We start from the raw sequence: 17,660 nt of genomic DNA, 5'->3' as shown, positions 1-17,660 counted from the left end.
CGCGAAGAACGCAAGAACAACGCGTTAATCCAGAATGCCCGCGTATCGTTGACGATTTTCGCGAGCAAGCTCGCTCCTACAAGGGCGGTCAGCTGGCAGTGGCGAGCAGCAAATCCTGCACCGAACGCCCCTTGCCACGGCTACGGTCGTTTTCAAACAGCGACGCCGCAATCTCATCCGCGCGAATCGGCAGTACCGACAGCAACGTATCGCTCAAGCCATGGCTGGCCTGGCTGAAGCCCTGGATGTAGATGCCGGCCTTGCAGCGCTCATCGGTGACGATGCGGTAGTCGCGCGCCACTTCAAAATCACCCAGATACTCCTCCAGCGGCGCCAGCAATGCGCGGTGGGTCTCGCGCTCGTAGCCGGTGGCGAGGATCACCGCGTCGTAATGGTTGACGCTGGTTTCGCCGCTGGCGTTGTTGCGCAGGGCCAGTTCGATGCCCAGGGGGCCGGGGGTGGCCTTCTCGACCACGGTCATGGTGCGGAAGGCCTGGCGGGCGATGCCGGAGACTTTCTGGCGGTAGAAAATCCCGTAGATGCGCTCGATCAGGTCGAGGTCGACCACCGAATAGTTGGTGTTCTGGTACTCGGCGACCAGGCGCTCGCGCTCGGCACCGACTTGCTGGAACACCAGGTCGGTGAAAGCCGGCGAGAACACTTCGTTGACGAACGGGCTGTCATCGGCAGGCTTGAGCGCCGAACCGCGCAGGATCATGTCGACCTGTACCGATGGGAAGCTGTCGTTCAGGTCGATAAAGGCTTCGGCCGCGCTCTGGCCACCACCGATGATGGCGATGCGCATCGCCTTGCCGTCCACGCAAGGCTGGGTGGCCATGCGCTCCAGGTACTGGGAATGGTGGAACACCCGGCTGTCGCCCTTGAGGGCCTTGAATGTTTCGGGAATGCGCGGGGTGCCGCCGGCGCTGACCACCACCGAACGGGTGGTGCGCACATGCTGCTCGCCCAGGGCATCGCGAGAGATCACGCGCAATGCCTCGACCTGTTGCTGGTGCAGGATCGGCTCGATGGCCAGCACTTCCTCGCCGTAGCGGGCCTGGGCCTGGAACTGCCCCGCGACCCAGCGCAGGTAGTCGTTGTACTCCATGCGGCACGGGTAGAAGGTGCCCAGATTGATGAAGTCCACCAGGCGGTCGTGGGCTTTCAGGTAATTGACGAAGGAGTACGGGCTGGTGGGGTTGCGCAGGGTCACCAGGTCCTTGAGGAACGAAATCTGCAATTCGCTCTGGGTCACCAGGGTATTGCCGTGCCAGCGGTAATCGGCCTGTTTGTCAAGAAACAGTACGTCCAGTTTGCCCTGCGCCTTTTCACGCTCCTGCAGGGCGATGGCCAGCGCCAGGTTCGAAGGGCCGAAACCGATACCGATCAGGTCATGAACCGCGGGCGAAGCAATTGCCTGTGTCATTCCAGTGTCCTCTGGATAAGCCCCTTGGCGGTGGGGCGGGAATACCTTCGAGACCTGCACAACAGGTCATGTGTTGATAGGAAACGAGGACAGTGAAAAAAAATTTAACCGATCAGTGATCAGTGCGCGTCCCACTCGCGCATCCGCACCCGGCAGTGCTTCATGGCGTTGACGATGTGTTTTTCCACCAGGGTGCGGGAAATACCCAGGCGCTCGGCGATTTGCAGGTGGCTCAGGCCCTCGAGTTTGCGCAGCAGGAAGCTGTCGCGACAGGCCGCCGGCAGCTCGGCCAGGGCGCGTTCGAGCAAGGCCAGGCGTTGGCCGTAGTCGTGGGTGGCATGGGGCGAACAGGCGGCAAAGCGCTCCTCGCTGTCGAGCACCTCCAGGGGTTCGACCTGGCGCAGGGCATTACGCCGGTGGCCATCGATCACCAGGTTCAGCGCGGTGCGATACAAAAAGGCACGCGGCTGTTCGATGGGCGTCTCGCTGGAACGTTCCAGCACCCGGACATAAGCGTCATGCACCACATCCTCGGCCACCTGACGGTTGCCCAGCTTGGCGTTGAGGAAACACACCAGCTCGCGATAGTAGTTTTCCAACATGACTCCCGGCCACCGGGTGGCGGCATTAGGTCCTGTAGGAGCGAGCTTGCTCGCGAAGTACGTCAACGATAACGCGGGAAACCAGAGTGAACGCGGCGTCATTGAGCTCTTCGCGAGCAAGCTCGCTCCTACACAAATACAGGCCATTCAGTAATGGCAGTTTGGGTAGGTGCAATTTATAGTAATTCTCATCTACTTTTAAACAAGACTTGCACCTACAGGCCGTTTTTTTTCTCCACAAGACCTGTAACCACTTATGTAACAACCTAAATCCTCGGCCAATTCTCTCGTTTAACTGTCAGCTCTGCGCAACTGCGCTCCGAACTTTCCCGGCTGGAACCTAAGCATGAAACGCCCTCGACCTGCCCGACGCGCCTTGCTCGCTATCGCGTGCCTGATTCCCATCATCGCCGTCGCCGCCTGGCAGGTGTTGCCGCCGGGGCGTGACAACCTGACCACCGTCACCGTCACCCGCGGCACTATCGAAAACAGCGTCACGGCCCTGGGCACCCTGCAACCGCGCCGGTATGTCGACGTGGGCGCCCAGGCGTCCGGGCAGATTCGCAAGATCCACGTTGAAGCCGGCGACCGGGTGCAGGAGGGCCAATTGCTGGTGGAGATCGACCCCTCGACGCAAAAAGCCAAGCTCGATGCCAGCCGCTACGCCATCGAAAACCTCAAGGCCCAGTTGCAGGAGCAAAAGGCCCAGCACGCCCTGGCCCGCCAGAAGTACCAGCGCCAGCAGCGCCTGGCCGCCGGCAACGCCACCCGCGAGGAAGACGTGCAAACCGCCAAGGCCGAACTGAGTGCCACCCAGGCCCGGATGGACATGTTCCAGGCGCAGATTCTCCAGGCCCAGGCCAGCCTGCGCAGCGATGAAGCGGAACTGGGCTATACGCGCATCTACGCACCGATGACCGGCACCGTGGTCGCGGTGGACGCGCGCGTCGGCCAGACCCTCAATGCCCAGCAGCAGACGCCGCTGATCCTGCGGATCGCCAAGTTGTCGCCGATGACCGTGTGGGCGGAAGTCTCGGAAGCCGACATCGGCCACGTCAAACCGGGCATGACCGCCTACTTCACCACCCTCAGCGGCGGCAACCGGCGCTGGACCAGTACCGTGCGGCAGATCCTGCCGATCCCGCCCAAGCCGCTGAATGAAACCCAGGGCAGCGGCAGCCCCAACAGTTCCAGCAAGAGCGGCAGCGGTCGCGTGGTGCTGTACACCGTGCTGCTGGACGTGGACAACAGCGACAACGCGCTGATGGCCGAAATGACCGCCCAGGTATTTTTCGTCGCCAGCCAGGTCAAGGATGTCCTCACCGCACCGGTGGCCGCGCTGCTGGGCACCTCAAGTGCCGACAAGCAGATCGCCCGCGTGGTCGCCACCAACGGCCGCATCGAAGAACGTGAAGTGCACCTGGGCATCAGCGATCGTCTGCGGGTCGAAGTGCTCGACGGCCTGCACGAAGGCGATCATCTGCTGATCGGCCCGGCCGACGGCAACGGGGGTTGAGGTGACCACGCCCCTGATCGAACTCAAGAACATCCGCAAATCCTACGGCGGTGGCGACAGCCCGCAGGTCGACGTGTTGCGCGGCATCGACCTGTCGATCCACGCCGGGGAATTCGTCGCCATCGTCGGGGCTTCCGGTTCCGGCAAGTCCACGTTGATGAATATCCTCGGTTGCCTCGACCGCCCAAGCCTGGGCGAGTACCTGTTCGCGGGGGAAAACGTCGCCCACCTGGACAGCGACGAACTGGCCTGGCTGCGCCGCGAGGCGTTCGGCTTTGTGTTCCAGGGCTACCATTTGATCCCCTCGGGCTCGGCCCAGGAGAACGTCGAGATGCCGGCGATCTACGCCGGCATCAGCGCCGCCGAACGCCATGCCCGCGCCCACGCGCTGCTCACACGCCTGGGCCTGGCCGAGCGCACCGGTAACCGTCCGCACCAGCTGTCCGGCGGTCAGCAACAGCGTGTCTCGATCGCTCGGGCGCTGATGAACGGCGGCCACATCATCCTTGCCGATGAACCCACCGGCGCCCTCGACAGCCACAGCGGCGCCGAGGTAATGACCCTGCTGGACGAACTGGCCAGCCAGGGCCATGTGGTGATCCTGATCACCCACGACCGTGAAGTCGCGGCGCGGGCCAACCGCATCATCGAGATTCGCGATGGCCTGATCATCAGTGACTCGGCCGATGACGAAGCAGCGCCCCCACCCGCCACCCGCGGCGCGCTGCAAGCCGTGGACCTGCGCCAGCGCCTGGCCGACGGCGCCGAACACAATGGCGCGTGGAAAGCCGAACTGCTGGACGCGGTCCAGGCCGCCTGGCGGGTGATGTGGATCAACCGTTTTCGCACCGCGCTGACCCTGCTGGGGATCATCATCGGCGTAGCCTCGGTGGTGGTGATGCTGGCCGTGGGCGAAGGCAGCAAACGCCAGGTCATGGCGCAGATGGGCGCGTTCGGTTCCAACATCCTCTACCTCAGCGGCTCATCGCCCAACCCGCGCACGCCGCTGGGTATCGTTACCCTCAATGACGTCGCGGCGCTGGCGGCGCTGCCCCAGATCAAGCGCATCATGCCGGTCAACGGCACCGAAGCCGGCGTGCGCTATGGCAACGTCGACTACATGGCCTATGTGGGCGGCAATGACACCAATTTCCCGGACATTTTCAACTGGCCGGTGGTCGAGGGCAGTTACTTCACGGCGGCCGACGAGCATGCGGCCGCCACCGTGGCGGTGATCGGCCATCGCGTGCGGGAAAAGCTGTTCAAGGGAGAGGTCGACCCCATCGGCCAGTACATCCTGATCGAAAACGTACCGTTCCAGGTGATCGGCGTGCTGGCGGAGAAAGGCGCCAGCTCCGGCAACAAAGACAGTGATGACCGTATCGCCATCCCCTACACCGCCGCCAGCGTGCGCCTGTTCGGCAGCTACAACCCCGAATACGTGGTGATTGCCGCCGCCGATGCGCGCAAAGTCCACGAGGCCGAAGTGGCCATCGATCAGTTGATGCAAAAGCTGCACAACGGCAAGCGCGACTACGAGCTGACCAACAACGCGGCGATGATCCAGGCCGAGGCGCGCACCCAGAATACCCTGTCGCTGATGCTCGGCTCGATTGCCGCGATTTCCCTGCTGGTAGGCGGCATTGGCGTGATGAACATCATGCTGATGACCGTGCGCGAACGCACCCGCGAGATCGGCATTCGCATGGCCACCGGCGCGCGCCAGCGCGACATCCTGCGCCAGTTCCTGACCGAGGCGGTGATGCTGTCGGTGGTCGGCGGCCTGTGTGGCATTGCCCTGGCCCTGCTGGTGGGTGGCGTGCTGGTGCTGGCCAAGGTGGCGGTGCAGTTCTCCCTGGTGGCGGTGTTTGGCGCATTCGCTTGCGCACTGGTCACCGGCGTCGTATTCGGCTTCATGCCGGCCCGTAAAGCTGCCCGGCTCGATCCGGTTAAGGCGTTGACCAGTGAATAAACGATCCATTCCCCCGTACCTGCCTGCACTTGGCCTGTGCCTGCTGCTCACGGCCTGCGCCGGTGACCCGCCCGCCGTGGACAGCGCTATTGCGCCGCCGGCTGCCTGGCAGTTCGCTGAACGCGACGCCGCCCAGGCCACTAACCAGCGCTGGTGGACGCAGTTCGGCAGCCCGCAGTTGAACCGCCTGGTCGACCAGGCCCGGCGTGACAGCTTCGACGTGGCCGCCGCCATGGCCCGCGTGCGCCAGGCCCAGGCCACGGCGGTGATTGCCGGGGCGCCACTGTTGCCCGAGGTGAAGTTCAACCTTGCCGCCAGCCACCAGAAGTTGTTGCACGGCACGGGCGGGCCGGACCTTGACGCCTCACAAAGCGATGACGCCGTCGATAATTTCGGCGCCAACTTCACCGCCAGCTACGAAGTGGATTTCTGGGGTGGCCGCGCCGCTGCCCGTGACAGTGCCCTGCACAGTCTGCGCGCCAGCGAGTTCGACCAGGCCACCGTGGAACTGACCTTGCTCAGCAACGTCGCCGACCGCTACGCGCAAACCCTCGCGGCGCGCCAGCGCCAGCAGATCGCCGAGTTGAACCTGACCAATGCGCGTAACGTCCTCGACCTGGTGCAGACCCGTTACGACGCAGGCTCCGCTACGGCCCTGGAACTGGCCCAGCAGAAAAGCCTGGTGGCCAGCCAGCAACGCCAGCTGCCGTTGATTCAACAACTGGCCGAAGAATCCCAGATCACCCTTGCCGCCCTCCTCGGCCAACCGGTCCAGGCCTTGGACCTGGGCACCGAACCCTTCCAGGAGCTGACCTGGCCAACCATCGGCGCCGGCATGCCCAGCCAACTGCTCAGCCGCCGGCCGGACATTGCCAAGGCCGAGGCCGAACTGGCGGCAGCCCAGGCGGACGTCACCGTGGCCCGCGCCGCCATGCTGCCGGCCCTGACCCTCGGCGCCACGCTCGGCTCCGATGCCTACAAGGCCGTGGACGTCCTGCGCAGCCCCTACTACACGCTGACGGCCGGCCTGGTCGGGCCGATCTTCAACAACGGCCGTTTAAGCGCCGAGCGCGACAAGGCGCGCGCGCGCCAGGATGAGCTGTTGCAAACCTACCGCGGCGCGATCATCAACGGCTTTGCCGATGTGGAAAAAGCCCTCAGCAGCATCACGCGCCTGGACCAGCAGCGCCACTGGCAAACGGAAGAACTGCAACAGGCCCAAACCGCCTTCCAGATCGCCGAAAGCCGCTACCAGGCGGGTGCCGAGGACTTGCTGACGGTACTGGAAACCCAGCGCACCCTGTATGCCGCCCAGGACTTGAACGTGCAATTGCGACTGTCACGCCTGCAGGCCAGCATTGCGCTGTACAAGGCATTGGGCGGCGGTTGGAAAACCAGCATCTGATAAACGAAACTCCAGTTTCGTACATAAGTCGTCTACCGCCCCTACATTCTTCGACTCAGGTTCCTTGGTAAAAAATGCCGCTATCACACGGCTGCCAGGGAACACTGGATGAATGTTGCAAAATACCTCGCGTGCGGCTGTCTCTGGTTGATGGCAAACCTTGGCCAGGCAGAGCCACTGATCAAACCCACCGCCATTGATTGGCTGCTCGATTGCCCCCTCCCCACCACCGAACGGCTTGACCCCGAGGTGCTGTCGCGCACCCAGTGCGGCATCGTCACCGTCCCGCGCAACCATGCCGCCCCCTGGCAAGGCCACCAGCGCCTCTACCTGACCCGTGTCGGCGCCCGCGATCCCCTGAACCGCAAGGGCGTGGTCTTCACCCAGGCCGGCGACACCGCGCAAAAAAACTACGGAAGCACCTTCGCCATTCACCTCGCCAGCCGCTGGGACACGTATTCCACACAAGCCTATCGCACGCTGCTCAACCGCTACGACATGATCGAACTCAGCCCCCGCGACCTCACTCAGGAGCATGGCGTCGAACAGGCCGTACGGGACTTGGAGTACGTACGCGCCCAGTTGGGCGACGCCCAACTGCATTACCTGGGGGACACCATCGCCACGCGCCTGGGCAGCCGCTATGCCGCAGTGTTTCCCGAGCGCGTCGCACGCATGGTGCTGGTCAACGCCGAACACACCATGGCGGGTAGGCTTGGGGTCGAACAACTGCGCCTCAAGGAGCCCGCCAAACCGGACGCCGGCGGCTGTATCAACCGATGGGTGGGTGACTTCCTCGCCTATGGCAAACAGCCGCCACCGTCGACTCGCTGCCTTGACGTGGCAGGCAGGCAGTAGCGCGTCGTTTACGACCTGTTGCCGCCGAAAACGACACCCTGCGTTGACGCTCCGTCGCAATCGTTATTAAGTGCTATTTATCCGCATTAATACGATAAATCGAACCCATGCTGAGTCGCCCGCTACGCCGCAAACGCCAGAAGCTGTCCGACGTGATTGTCGAGTCGGTCAAGCGCTCTATCGTCACCGACGCCTTGAAGCCCGGCGACCGCCTGCCCACCGAGCGTGAGCTGATGGAGAGCTTCCAGTGCTCCAAGGGCTCGGCCCGTGAAGCGCTCAAGGCCCTGGAGGTCGAGGGGCTGGTGAGTACGCGCACCGGCCCCAGCGGCGGTGCGTACCTGAACCAGGCCGGCACTGAACCCGCCAGCCGCGCGCTGCGTAACTACCTGCACTTCCAGCACCTGGACGGCGAGCAGGTGTACCAGTTGCGCAAGGTCATCGAAGTGGAACTGGCGGTGTCGGTGCTCGGGCGCCTGAGTGAGGACGACTACCGGGCATTGCAGGACAACGTGGATTTCTGCAGCGCCCCCGAAGACAGCGAAGCCGGCCAGCGTGAGCAACGCCTGGCGGAACTGGAGTTCCACAATTTGCTGGCCAAGGCCTGCCCCAACCCGTTGCTGAGCTTTATGGCGCAATTTCTCAACGACCTGCTGCGCGACCTGGTGGTACTGAAAAAAGCCTACAAGCCCAAGCGCAAGCAGTTCGACGCGGCCAACCTCGACTATCACAAACAGCTGCTGAACGCCTTTCGCGCCGGGGATGAAGGCGCGGTACGCAGCCTGATGCATGAACATATGTGCGACGCCGAACACCATATGACCGCGCTGGAAGGCCAGGTCAGCCCGCACTTTCTACTGGAGTTCGACCACAACCACTGAAAACACCCCTCCCACAGTTGACTGCATTCACTGCGTTATCCCAATAACAGGCCTGCCCACAGGCCCTGCTCCACCGTATCGCCCTTGCTACTCCTGCCAATAACTAAACCAGGGAGTCACCCCATGCAGCGTCGTACGTTATTGAAAGCCAGTCTTACCGCCGCCGCCGCCCTCAGTCTTCCACTGAGCGTGCGTTCGGCATTCGCCGCCGAGCCCTTTACCTTTTACGGCCTCAAGTCCATGTCCGGCGCCTTTGCCAGCTATGGCAAGTTTGCCGACATGGGTTCGCGCCTGGCGGTGGCACAACACACCGAGCTACTGGGCCGCCCCTTGAACTACAAGGTCATCGACACCGAGGGCAACGCCGGCAAGGCCGTGCGCAAGGTGCAGGAGGCGATCCAGCAGGACGGCGCGCGCTTCTTCCAGGGCTGCACGCTGTCGTCGTCGGCACTCGCGGTGGCCAAGGAAGTCGACAAGGTCGGCGGTGTATTCATGACCCCGGTCGGTGCCGATGAAGTCACCGGCAAAGACTGCAACCACGCCACGTTCCGCTGGTCGGTACCTACCTACGGCGCGATCCGCGAAACCATGGTGCCGCTGATCAAGCTGCTGCCGGATGCCAAGCGCTGGTACACCATCACGCCGCAATATGTGTTCGGCGAAGCGCTGCTCGAAGGCGCCAGAAACGTACTCAAGGAACATGGCCTGGAGCATGTCGGCAACAGCTACCACTCGCTGCAGGAGCAGGAATTCTCCGGCTACCTGACCAACGCCATCTCCACCAAACCCGACGTGCTGGTGTTGCTGAATTTCGGCAGCCAATCGTCCAACACCCTGCGCCAGGCGGTGAACTTCGGCATCAAGGAGCGCATGAAAGTGCTGCTGGTGTGGTCCGCCGGCCTCGACCAGTTCCAGGAACTGGGCAGCGACATCCTCGACGGCGTGTACCTCGGCGCGCAGTACTGGCATCAGGTCGACACCCCGCTCAACCGCGAGCTGGTCAAGCTGACCCAGGCCAAGTACGGCATCAACCCCACCTACCCGTTGGCCGCCGACTACATCAGCACCAAAGTCATGCTCGACACCATCATCGCCACCGCCAGCTTCGACGGGCCGACCGTGGCCAAGGCCATGCAGGGCTTGAGTTTCGAAGGCCCCACCGGCAAGGAGTCGATCCGCGCCGGCGACCACCAGGTGATCAAGGACTACTACCTGCTGGTCGGCAAGGCCGCCGGCGAGATGGCCGACAAGGATGACCTGGCCAAGGTACTCAGCGCCGGCCAGTCCTTCCCGCCGGTGGAAGCCACGGGCTGCACGCTCGCCTGATCCGCTAAAACACCACCGTTGTACACGGCAGGGCCGCCCGGGCGGCCACCTGTTCGAGGGTTTCTGCATGCTTAATCTTTACCTGTTCCAGATACTCAACGGCCTTGGATTGGGAATGATCTACTTCCTGATCGCGGTCGGGCTGACGATCATTTTCGGCCTGCTCAACTTCGTCAACTTCGCCCACGGCGCGTTCTTCCTGCTGGGCGCCTACATCTGCTACACCGCCGTGAGCCTCACCGGCAACTTCTGGCTGGCGCTGTTGATTGCGCCGCTGGTGGTGGCCGCGTTGGCCTGGGTGATCGAGCGGCTGTTGATCCAGCGGATCTATCACTTGCCGCACATGTTCCAGATCCTGGTCACCCTGGGCATCGCACTGATCATCCAGGAAGCCAGCGTAATGATCTGGGGCCCGGTGGGCAAAAGCGTCGCCGTGCCGGAACTGCTGCGCGGCGTGCTGGTGGTGGGTGATTTCGTCTACCCCTACTACCGCCTGTTCCTCATCGTGTTTTCCGGGCTGGTGGGCCTGGGCCTGTGGCTGCTGCTGGAACGCACACGCTTCGGCGCCCTGGTGCGCGCCGGCAGTGAAAGCACCGAGACCGTGTCGCTGCTCGGCACGAATATCTTCCGCCTGTTCTCCATGACCTTCGCCCTCGGCGTGGGCCTTGCCGGCATGGCCGGGGTGCTGTTCGCGCCGTTGCGCGGTGCCCAGCCGTTCGTTGGCCCGGAGATTCTCGGCATCGCCTTCGTGGTGGTGGTGATCGGCGGCATGGGCTCGTTCAGCGGTGCGCTGGTCGGCGGTTTGCTGGTGGGCGTGGTGCAAAGCCTGATGACCACACTCTGGCCCCAAGGCGCGAGCCTGATGATCTACGGCGCCATGGCCGTGGTGATTCTGGTGCGGCCTTACGGCCTGTTTGGGAGAGCCTGACATGAGCGAGAAAAATCCCCTGCCGTTTGCCAAAACCCAATCACGCGCCATGTTGCTGTGGGTCGTGGCGGTGCTGATCGGCCTGCCCGTGCTATTGCCCTCGGCGACCCTGGCCAGCGAGATCCTGATCTTTGCCATGGCGGCCCTGGCCTGCAACCTGTTGCTGGGCTACACCGGGCTGCTGTCATTCGGCCAAGGCATCTTCTTTGGTGCCGGTGCCTACTGCGCGGCGCTGCTGATGATCCACCTGCAACTGGGCCTGTTCACCGCGCTGCTGGGCGCCGCCATCGCCGGTGGTTTCCTGGCCTTGCTGGTGGGTGCCCTGGCGATCCGGCGCACCGGCATCTACTTCGTGATGCTCACATTGGCCTTCAGCCAGATGGCGTACTTTGTCGCCTACACCTTGAGCGACTGGACCGGCGGCGATAACGGCCTGCTCAGCGTGCCACGCCCGGAAATCCGCATCGGCGACGCCGTACTGTTGTCCCTGGCCGACGCCCGCGCGTTCTATGGTTTTGTCGCGGTGCTGTTCCTGTTGATCTTTATCGGCGCACGCCGGGTGATCGCCTCGCCGTTCGGCAGCACGCTGATGGCGATCCGCGAAAACGAAACCCGCGCCTCGGCCATCGGCTACGACACGCGGCACTTCAAGATCCTGGTGTTCGTGCTGTCCGGCGCAGTCACCGGAATTGCCGGGGCGCTGTACGCCATGCTGCTGCACTTTGTGCCGCTGTCGAATATCGACCTGGCGATGTCCGAAAACATCCTGATCATGACCATTATCGGCGGCACCGGCTCGCTGTTCGGTTCGTTGCTGGGCGCCGGGTCCATCGTGCTGCTGGGGGATTTTCTCTCCGACCTGTGGCCCCGTTGGCTGATGCTGCTGGGGGTGATCCTGATCCTGGTGGTGATCTTCATGCGCGGCGGTTTGTGGGGCGGCCTGGCCGCGTTGTTCGAGCGCGTGCGCGGCCGTCGCAAGGCCGTCGTCGTCGCCAAGGAGGAAGGGCTATGAGCATCTTGTTGGAAACCCAGGACCTGGAACTGGCCTATGGCGCGTTCCGTGCGGTGAACGGCGTGAACCTCAAGGTCGAAGCCGGCACCATCCACACCATCATCGGCCCCAACGGTGCGGGCAAGACCAGCCTGTTCCACTGCCTGACCGGTGAACGCCAGGCCACGGCCGGGGCGATTCATTTCAACGGCAAGAACCTGATGCGCAAGCCCGCCCACACGCGCGTCGGCCTGGGCATGGCGCGCTCGTTCCAGCTCACCAGCCTGTTCCAGAACCTCAGCGTGCGCGAAAACCTGCGCCTCGCCGCCCAGGGCCGCGACGGTGCACGTGCGTTGAATTTCTGGCGCCGCGTGGACAGCAAGCGCGAACACCTGGAGATGGCCGACCAGGTGCTCGAACGCCTGCAACTCAGCGCCCGCGCCGAGACCCTGGCCGGCGAGTTGTCCCACGGCCAGCAACGGGTGCTGGAGGTGGGCATGTCGATCTGCTCCAAGCCCAAACTGTTGATGCTCGACGAGCCCACCTCGGGCATGGGCATCGATGACATCCCGATCATGACCCAGTTGATCAGCGACCTCGGCCGCGACCACACGGTGCTGTTGATCGAACACAACATGAGCATCGTCATGTCCATCAGCCAACGTATCACCGTGATGAGCCACGGGCAGATCCTGGTGGAAGGCACGCCGGAGTTCGTGCGTGCCGATGAACGCGTGCGCAGTGCTTACCTTGGGGAGGCTGCCTGATGTTGATCGTCGAGAATATCCATTCCTACTATGACAAGAGCCACGTGCTCGAAGGCGTGTCGCTGAGGGTCAACCCCGGCGAACTGGTGACCCTGCTCGGGCGCAACGGTGCCGGCAAGACCACCACCCTGCGCAGCATCCTCGGCATCATCTGCCCACGACAGGGCCAGATCCACTTCAACGGCCAGGCGCTGGTGGGGCAGAAAATCTTTGAAATCGCGCGCCAGGGCCTGGCGCTGGTGCCGGAGAATCGCGGGATCTTCCGCCTGCTGACCGTCGAGGAAAACCTGCGCATTGCCGTCCGCAAGAGCAGCCGCTGGCAGCTTGAAGACGTGTACGGCATGTTCCCGCGCCTCAAGGAGCGGCGCAGGAACGCCGGCCATGCGCTCTCCGGCGGCGAGCAACAGATGCTCGCGATCGCCCGCGCCCTGCTCAACGATCCGAAGCTGCTGATCCTCGACGAACCCACCGAAGGCCTGGCCCCGGTGATCGTCGACGAACTGGTGAAGATCCTGCGCAAGGTCAAGGACGACGGCCTGCCGGTGCTGCTGGTGGAACAGAACCTGATGGTCTGCGACAAGCTCGCCGACCGCCATTACGTCCTCGAACAGGGCCGCGTGGTCTACGAAGGCAGTGCCGCCGCCTTCCGCGCCGACCCGACGATCAAGAACCGCTACCTGGCGCTGAGCGCCTGACGGGAGAATGCAGATGAACAGTTTTGCGCAACCGCTCCAGGGCAACGCCCCGCTGATCAACCGCGACCGCCTGTGGCAATCGCTGATGGACCTGGCGCAACTGGGCGCCACGGTCAAGGGCGGCGTGTGCCGCCTGGCCCTCACCGACCTGGACCGCCAGGCCCGTGACTTGTTTGTGCAGTGGTGCGAGGCCGCCGGGTGCAGCGTCAGTGTCGACGCCATCGGCAATATCTTCGCCCGCCGCCCTGGGCGTAATCCGGCACTGCCGCCGGTGATGACCGGCAGCCATATCGACACCCAACCCACCGGCGGCAAGTTCGATGGTTGCTACGGGGTGATGGCCGGGCTGGAAGTGATCCGCACCCTCAACGATTTGAACATCGAGACCCAGGCGCCGCTCGAAGTGGTGGTATGGACCAACGAAGAAGGCTCGCGCTTCCCGCCGTGCATGATGGGCTCCGGGGTATTTGCCGGTAAGTTCAACCTGCAGGACACCCTCGCCAAACAGGACGAGCAAGGCCTGTCGGTGGGCGCCGAGTTGCAGCGCATCGGCTATGCCGGTGCCCGCGCGGTGTTGGGCCACCCGGTCGGCGCGTATTTCGAAGCGCATATCGAGCAAGGCCCGGTGCTGGAAGACCAGGCCACCACCATTGGCGTGGTCATGGGCTGCCTGGGCCAGAAGTGGTTCGACCTGACCCTCACCGGCGTCGAAGCCCACGCCGGGCCGACGCCGATGCACCTGCGCAAGGATGCCCTGGTGGGCGCCGCCGAGGTGGTCAGCGCGGTCAACCGTATCGCCCACCAGCAGCAACCTCACGCCTGCGGCACGGTCGGCTGCCTGAGCCTGCACCCGGGGTCGCGCAATGTGATTCCCGGCCAGGTGCACATGACCCTCGACCTGCGCCACCTGCATGCCGACAAGCTGCAGGCCATGGTCGATGAAGTACGTGGCGTGATCGAAGCCACAGCAGCCCGGCACGGGTTGACCTTCGAACTGACGCCCACCGCCGACTTCCCGCCGCTGGACTTCCACCCGGCCTGCGTCAACGCCGTGCGTGATGCGGCGAGTGCCTTAGGCCTGAGCCATATGGACATCGTCAGCGGCGCCGGGCATGACGCGATTTTCGTCGCCGAACTGGGCCCGGCCGGGATGATCTTTGTGCCGTGCGAAGGCGGCATCAGCCATAACGAAATCGAAAACGCCGCGCCGGATGACCTGGCGGCCGGGTGCGCCGTGTTGTTGCGCGCCATGGTCAACGCGGCACAGGGGGAACAGCCATGAGTGACCTAGGTGAACTGACGGCGGTACAACTGCTGGCGCATTTTCGCGACAAGACCCTGTCGCCGGTGGACGTCACCGAGGACGCATTGCTGCGCATCGAACGCCACAACCCGGTGGTCAACGCCTACTGCCATGTGGACCCCGAGGGCGCGCTGCGCGCCGCGCGGGCGTCGGAGCAACGCTGGTTGAAGGGTAAACCCTGCGGTGCCCTGGATGGCGTGCCCGCCTCGATCAAGGACCTCACGCTGACGCTCGGCATGCCCACCCGCAAGGGCTCGCGCACCTCGTCGGCCGAGGGTCCGTGGGACGTCGACGCGCCCTTCCCAGCCTTTATGCGCAAGGCCGGCGCGGTGCTGCTGGGCAAGACCACCACCCCGGAATTCGGCTGGAAAGGCGTCACCGATAACCCGCTGTACGGCATCACGCGCAACCCGTGGGACACACGCACCACCGCAGGCGGCTCGTCTGGCGGCGCGGGCGCGGCAGCTGCATTGAACCTGGGCGTGCTGCACCAAGGCAGCGATGCCGGCGGCTCGATCCGCATCCCCTGCGCGTTTACCGGCACCTTCGGGATCAAGCCGACGTTCGGCTATGTGCCGCAGTGGCCGGCCAGTTCGATGACCATCCTGTCGCACCTGGGGCCGATGACCCGCACCGTGGAAGACAGCGTGCTGATGCTGCAGGCCGTGGCACAGCCGGATGCGCGGGATGGCCTGATCGGCGCGCCGAGGACCACGCCATGGCTCACGCCGCACACGGATTTGAACGGCCTGCGCGTGGCCTACAGCCCCACGTTTGGCTACGTGGATGTCGACCCGCAGGTGGCCAGGGTGGTCGCCCAGGCGGTCGAGGGCCTGGTGCAGCTGGGTGCCCATGTCGAGCAGATCGACCCTGGCTTCAGCGACCCGCTGGAGGTGTTCAGCACCTTGTGGGCGGCGGGCGCGGCACGCCTGACCGGGTCCATGAGCGACGCACAAAAACAACTGCTGGACCCTGGGCTGCTGCGCATTGCCCAGCGTGGCGAGCAGTTGAGCCTGGATGACTTCAACGCAGCCCTCGAAGCCCGCGCCGCGCTGGTGGCCCGGATGGCGGCGTTCCACGAGCATTACGACGTGCTGGTCTCGCCGATGATGCCGATCACCGCGTTCGAGGCCGGACACAACGTACCGCCCGGTTCCGGGATGCAGGAATGGACCGAGTGGACACCGTTCACCTACCCCTTCAACCTCACCCAGCAACCGGCGGCGTCGGTGCCGTGCGGCTTGGCGGCGAATGGCTTGCCGGTGGGGTTGCATGTGGTGGCGGCGCGGTTTGCCGATGAGCAGGTGTTGAGGGTATGCCAGGTGTATGCGCGAGCATTTCCAACCCGACACTTGCATGCCCCGGTCTGATAAATAGCCACTGTGCCTGCGGAATGCGTTGACGCCTGACTCAGTGCTATTCTCGCGCCCTCAATGTTTTCAGGAGTTTTACGCAATGCCAAGAATACTCACATGGACAGGTCTTTTCTTGGCGCTTGCCTGCTTGCAAGGCTGCGCGCATACCGACCCACTGCTGGGTCAGCCTTACTTCACAACGCCAGCCCAGACAGCCAGCGACAAGGCCACCGTTTACTTCGTGCGCGAGTATCGCCTCATGAGCCCGCAATTCATCACCGAAGTCCACGTCGATGGCCAGAGCCTTGGGGGGCTGCCTACCGGCGGCTACTTCAAAGTGGACTTGCCAGCCGGCGTGCACCGCGTCAGCTCCAACAAAACCTCAATCCTCACGGACGAAGCCACGCGCCAGTTTGACTTGTCCGTCAAGGCTGGCCAGAGCTACTTCGTGGTGGATCAGGATTTGTGGGCAGAACCCAAGGACGGTTTGACCCTGGGCGACATGAACAACAATATCTATCGAGGCTCCATGCACTATTTCCGGTGGGCGCTACTGCCTGCCGATACTGCCGTGAAGTTCATGCCCAAGTACCGCTTGGCCAAATCCAAATAAATCTATCCCTTTTGAACACCCTGGGCATCCCAGAAGGCGTCTTCGGAGGCAAGCCCCCTCGCACATTTTCTGAGCGCACTCCAATCCCCTGCCTCTACAATGTCCCCCATTCATCCCCGGGGGCTTCATGGACATCGAACTGGCACGCACTTTCCTGGAAATCACCCGCTGCGGCAGCCTGGCCGCCGCCGCCGAGAAACTGCACGTCACCCAGACCGCCATCACCGCACGCGTTAAAAACCTGGAAAGCCAGCTGGGCAGTACGCTGTTCGTGCGCAACCGCGCCGGTGCACGCCTGACCGCCGACGGCGAGGCGTTTGTGGTGTACGCCAACCAGTTGCTGCAAACCTGGGAAGCCGCGCGGCGTGACCTGCCGCTGCCCGATGGCTATCGCAATGTGCTGCATATCGGCGGTGAAGTCAGCCTGTGCAACCCGCTGATGCTCGGTTGGGCCCGGGCCCTGCGCGAACAGATCCCCGGGCATGCCCTGCGCACCGAAGTGCGTGAAGGTGAATACCTGCTGCGGCAGCTGGAGCTCGGCGTACTCGATGCCGCGCTGGTGTTCCAGCCGCAGTACTGGCCGGGGTTGCAGGTGGAGCAGGTGCTGGAAGAAAAACTGATCCTGGTGCAATTGACGAGCAAACCGGCCCCGTACGTCTACATCGATTGGGGCCCTGGTTTCCGCCAGCAGCACGACGCGGCCCTGCCCGACAGGGCTCGCGCGGCGGTAAGTTTCAACCTCGGGCCGCTGGCATTGCAGTACATCCTCGAGAACGGCGGCGCCGGCTATTTCCGCACGCGGGTGGTACAGAGCTACCTGGACAGCGGCGTGATGCAGCGCGTGCCCAAGGCCCCGGAGTTCAGCTTCCCGACGTTCCTGGTGTACTCGCGGGCACGGGATTCGGCGGTGTTGCAACAGGCCCTGGGGCTGCTGCGTGAAGTGGTCAAGGCCGAGAGTGACTGGTCGCAGCGCTGGGACCCGTTGATTTGAATCACCGTATGTCGCCGCACATGCTAGCCTGCGG

The 17,660-nt window shown here is 63.8% G+C and carries 16 protein-coding genes; 14 read left to right on the top strand and 2 right to left on the bottom strand.

What is annotated here, in order from left to right; all coding sequences use genetic code 11:
* Nucleotides 1–88: 88 nt before the first annotated feature.
* Both BFQ01_RS00185 and BFQ01_RS00180 read right to left on the bottom strand, forming a co-directional pair.
* Entirely contained in the window at nt 89–1,426 is a 1,338-nt protein-coding gene (locus BFQ01_RS00185) for a lysine N(6)-hydroxylase/L-ornithine N(5)-oxygenase family protein (protein WP_065923790.1), read from the bottom strand.
* A gap of 119 nt (nt 1,427–1,545) precedes the next feature.
* Complete coding sequence (locus BFQ01_RS00180) at nt 1,546–2,028, bottom strand: sigma-70 family RNA polymerase sigma factor (protein WP_065923789.1); 483 nt, start codon at nt 2,026–2,028, stop codon at nt 1,546–1,548.
* A 346-nt stretch (nt 2,029–2,374) separates the two neighbouring features.
* Between BFQ01_RS00180 and BFQ01_RS00175 the strand changes: the two genes are divergently transcribed.
* From BFQ01_RS00175 to BFQ01_RS00110, 14 genes are all read left to right on the top strand, one after another.
* Entirely contained in the window at nt 2,375–3,544 is a 1,170-nt protein-coding gene (locus BFQ01_RS00175; RefSeq protein ID WP_065923788.1) for an efflux RND transporter periplasmic adaptor subunit, read from the top strand.
* A 1-nt stretch (nt 3,545) separates the two neighbouring features.
* Nucleotides 3,546–5,516, top strand: a complete 1,971-nt coding sequence (locus BFQ01_RS00170; RefSeq protein WP_065923787.1) for a MacB family efflux pump subunit — start codon at nt 3,546–3,548, stop codon at nt 5,514–5,516.
* Nucleotides 5,509–6,921 carry an efflux transporter outer membrane subunit gene (locus BFQ01_RS00165; RefSeq protein WP_065923786.1) on the top strand — a complete coding sequence of 471 codons (1,413 nt, stop codon included), beginning with the start codon at nt 5,509–5,511 and terminating at the stop codon, nt 6,919–6,921. Before BFQ01_RS00170 ends, BFQ01_RS00165 begins: the two co-directional genes overlap by 8 nt.
* Nucleotides 6,922–7,029: 108 nt before the next feature.
* Nucleotides 7,030–7,779 (top strand): alpha/beta fold hydrolase, encoded by a 750-nt coding sequence (locus tag BFQ01_RS00160; RefSeq protein WP_065923785.1) that lies wholly within the window; start codon nt 7,030–7,032, stop codon nt 7,777–7,779.
* A 107-nt stretch (nt 7,780–7,886) separates the two neighbouring features.
* Nucleotides 7,887–8,657, top strand: a complete 771-nt coding sequence (locus tag BFQ01_RS00155) for a FadR/GntR family transcriptional regulator (protein WP_065923784.1) — start codon at nt 7,887–7,889, stop codon at nt 8,655–8,657.
* 123 nt (nt 8,658–8,780) lie between these two features.
* Complete coding sequence (locus tag BFQ01_RS00150; RefSeq protein WP_065923783.1) at nt 8,781–9,983, top strand: ABC transporter substrate-binding protein; 1,203 nt, start codon at nt 8,781–8,783, stop codon at nt 9,981–9,983.
* Between the two features lie 67 nt (nt 9,984–10,050).
* Nucleotides 10,051–10,911: a branched-chain amino acid ABC transporter permease gene (locus BFQ01_RS00145; protein WP_065923782.1), complete on the top strand. Its 861-nt coding sequence runs from the start codon at nt 10,051–10,053 to the stop codon at nt 10,909–10,911.
* A gap of 1 nt (nt 10,912) precedes the next feature.
* Nucleotides 10,913–11,923, top strand: coding sequence for a branched-chain amino acid ABC transporter permease (locus BFQ01_RS00140; protein ID WP_065923781.1), 1,011 nt, complete (start codon nt 10,913–10,915; stop codon nt 11,921–11,923).
* A complete protein-coding gene (locus BFQ01_RS00135) occupies nt 11,920–12,669 on the top strand; it encodes an ABC transporter ATP-binding protein (RefSeq protein WP_065923780.1) in 750 nt (249 codons plus the stop codon). Before BFQ01_RS00140 ends, BFQ01_RS00135 begins: the two co-directional genes overlap by 4 nt.
* Nucleotides 12,669–13,364: an ABC transporter ATP-binding protein gene (locus BFQ01_RS00130; RefSeq protein WP_065923779.1), complete on the top strand. Its 696-nt coding sequence runs from the start codon at nt 12,669–12,671 to the stop codon at nt 13,362–13,364. Before BFQ01_RS00135 ends, BFQ01_RS00130 begins: the two co-directional genes overlap by 1 nt.
* Nucleotides 13,365–13,377: 13 nt before the next feature.
* The gene (locus tag BFQ01_RS00125) at nt 13,378–14,646 is read left to right on the top strand and encodes a Zn-dependent hydrolase (RefSeq protein WP_065923778.1); all 1,269 of its coding nucleotides are present in this window, start codon (nt 13,378–13,380) and stop codon (nt 14,644–14,646) included.
* Complete coding sequence (locus tag BFQ01_RS00120) at nt 14,643–16,037, top strand: amidase (protein ID WP_065923777.1); 1,395 nt, start codon at nt 14,643–14,645, stop codon at nt 16,035–16,037. Before BFQ01_RS00125 ends, BFQ01_RS00120 begins: the two co-directional genes overlap by 4 nt.
* A 118-nt stretch (nt 16,038–16,155) precedes the next feature.
* On the top strand, nt 16,156–16,635 hold the full coding sequence (locus BFQ01_RS00115) for a DUF2846 domain-containing protein (protein WP_051429361.1): 480 nt from the start codon (nt 16,156–16,158) through the stop codon (nt 16,633–16,635).
* Nucleotides 16,636–16,762: 127 nt separating this feature from the next.
* Nucleotides 16,763–17,626: a LysR family transcriptional regulator gene (locus tag BFQ01_RS00110; protein WP_027606159.1), complete on the top strand. Its 864-nt coding sequence runs from the start codon at nt 16,763–16,765 to the stop codon at nt 17,624–17,626.
* Nucleotides 17,627–17,660: the final 34 nt, after the last annotated feature.

The sequence above is a fragment of the Pseudomonas sp. 8 R 14 genome (assembly GCF_900005955.1).
Classification (GTDB): Bacteria; Pseudomonadota; Gammaproteobacteria; order Pseudomonadales; family Pseudomonadaceae; genus Aquipseudomonas; species Aquipseudomonas marginalis.
This window is presented reverse-complemented; position numbering and strand designations above follow the sequence as displayed.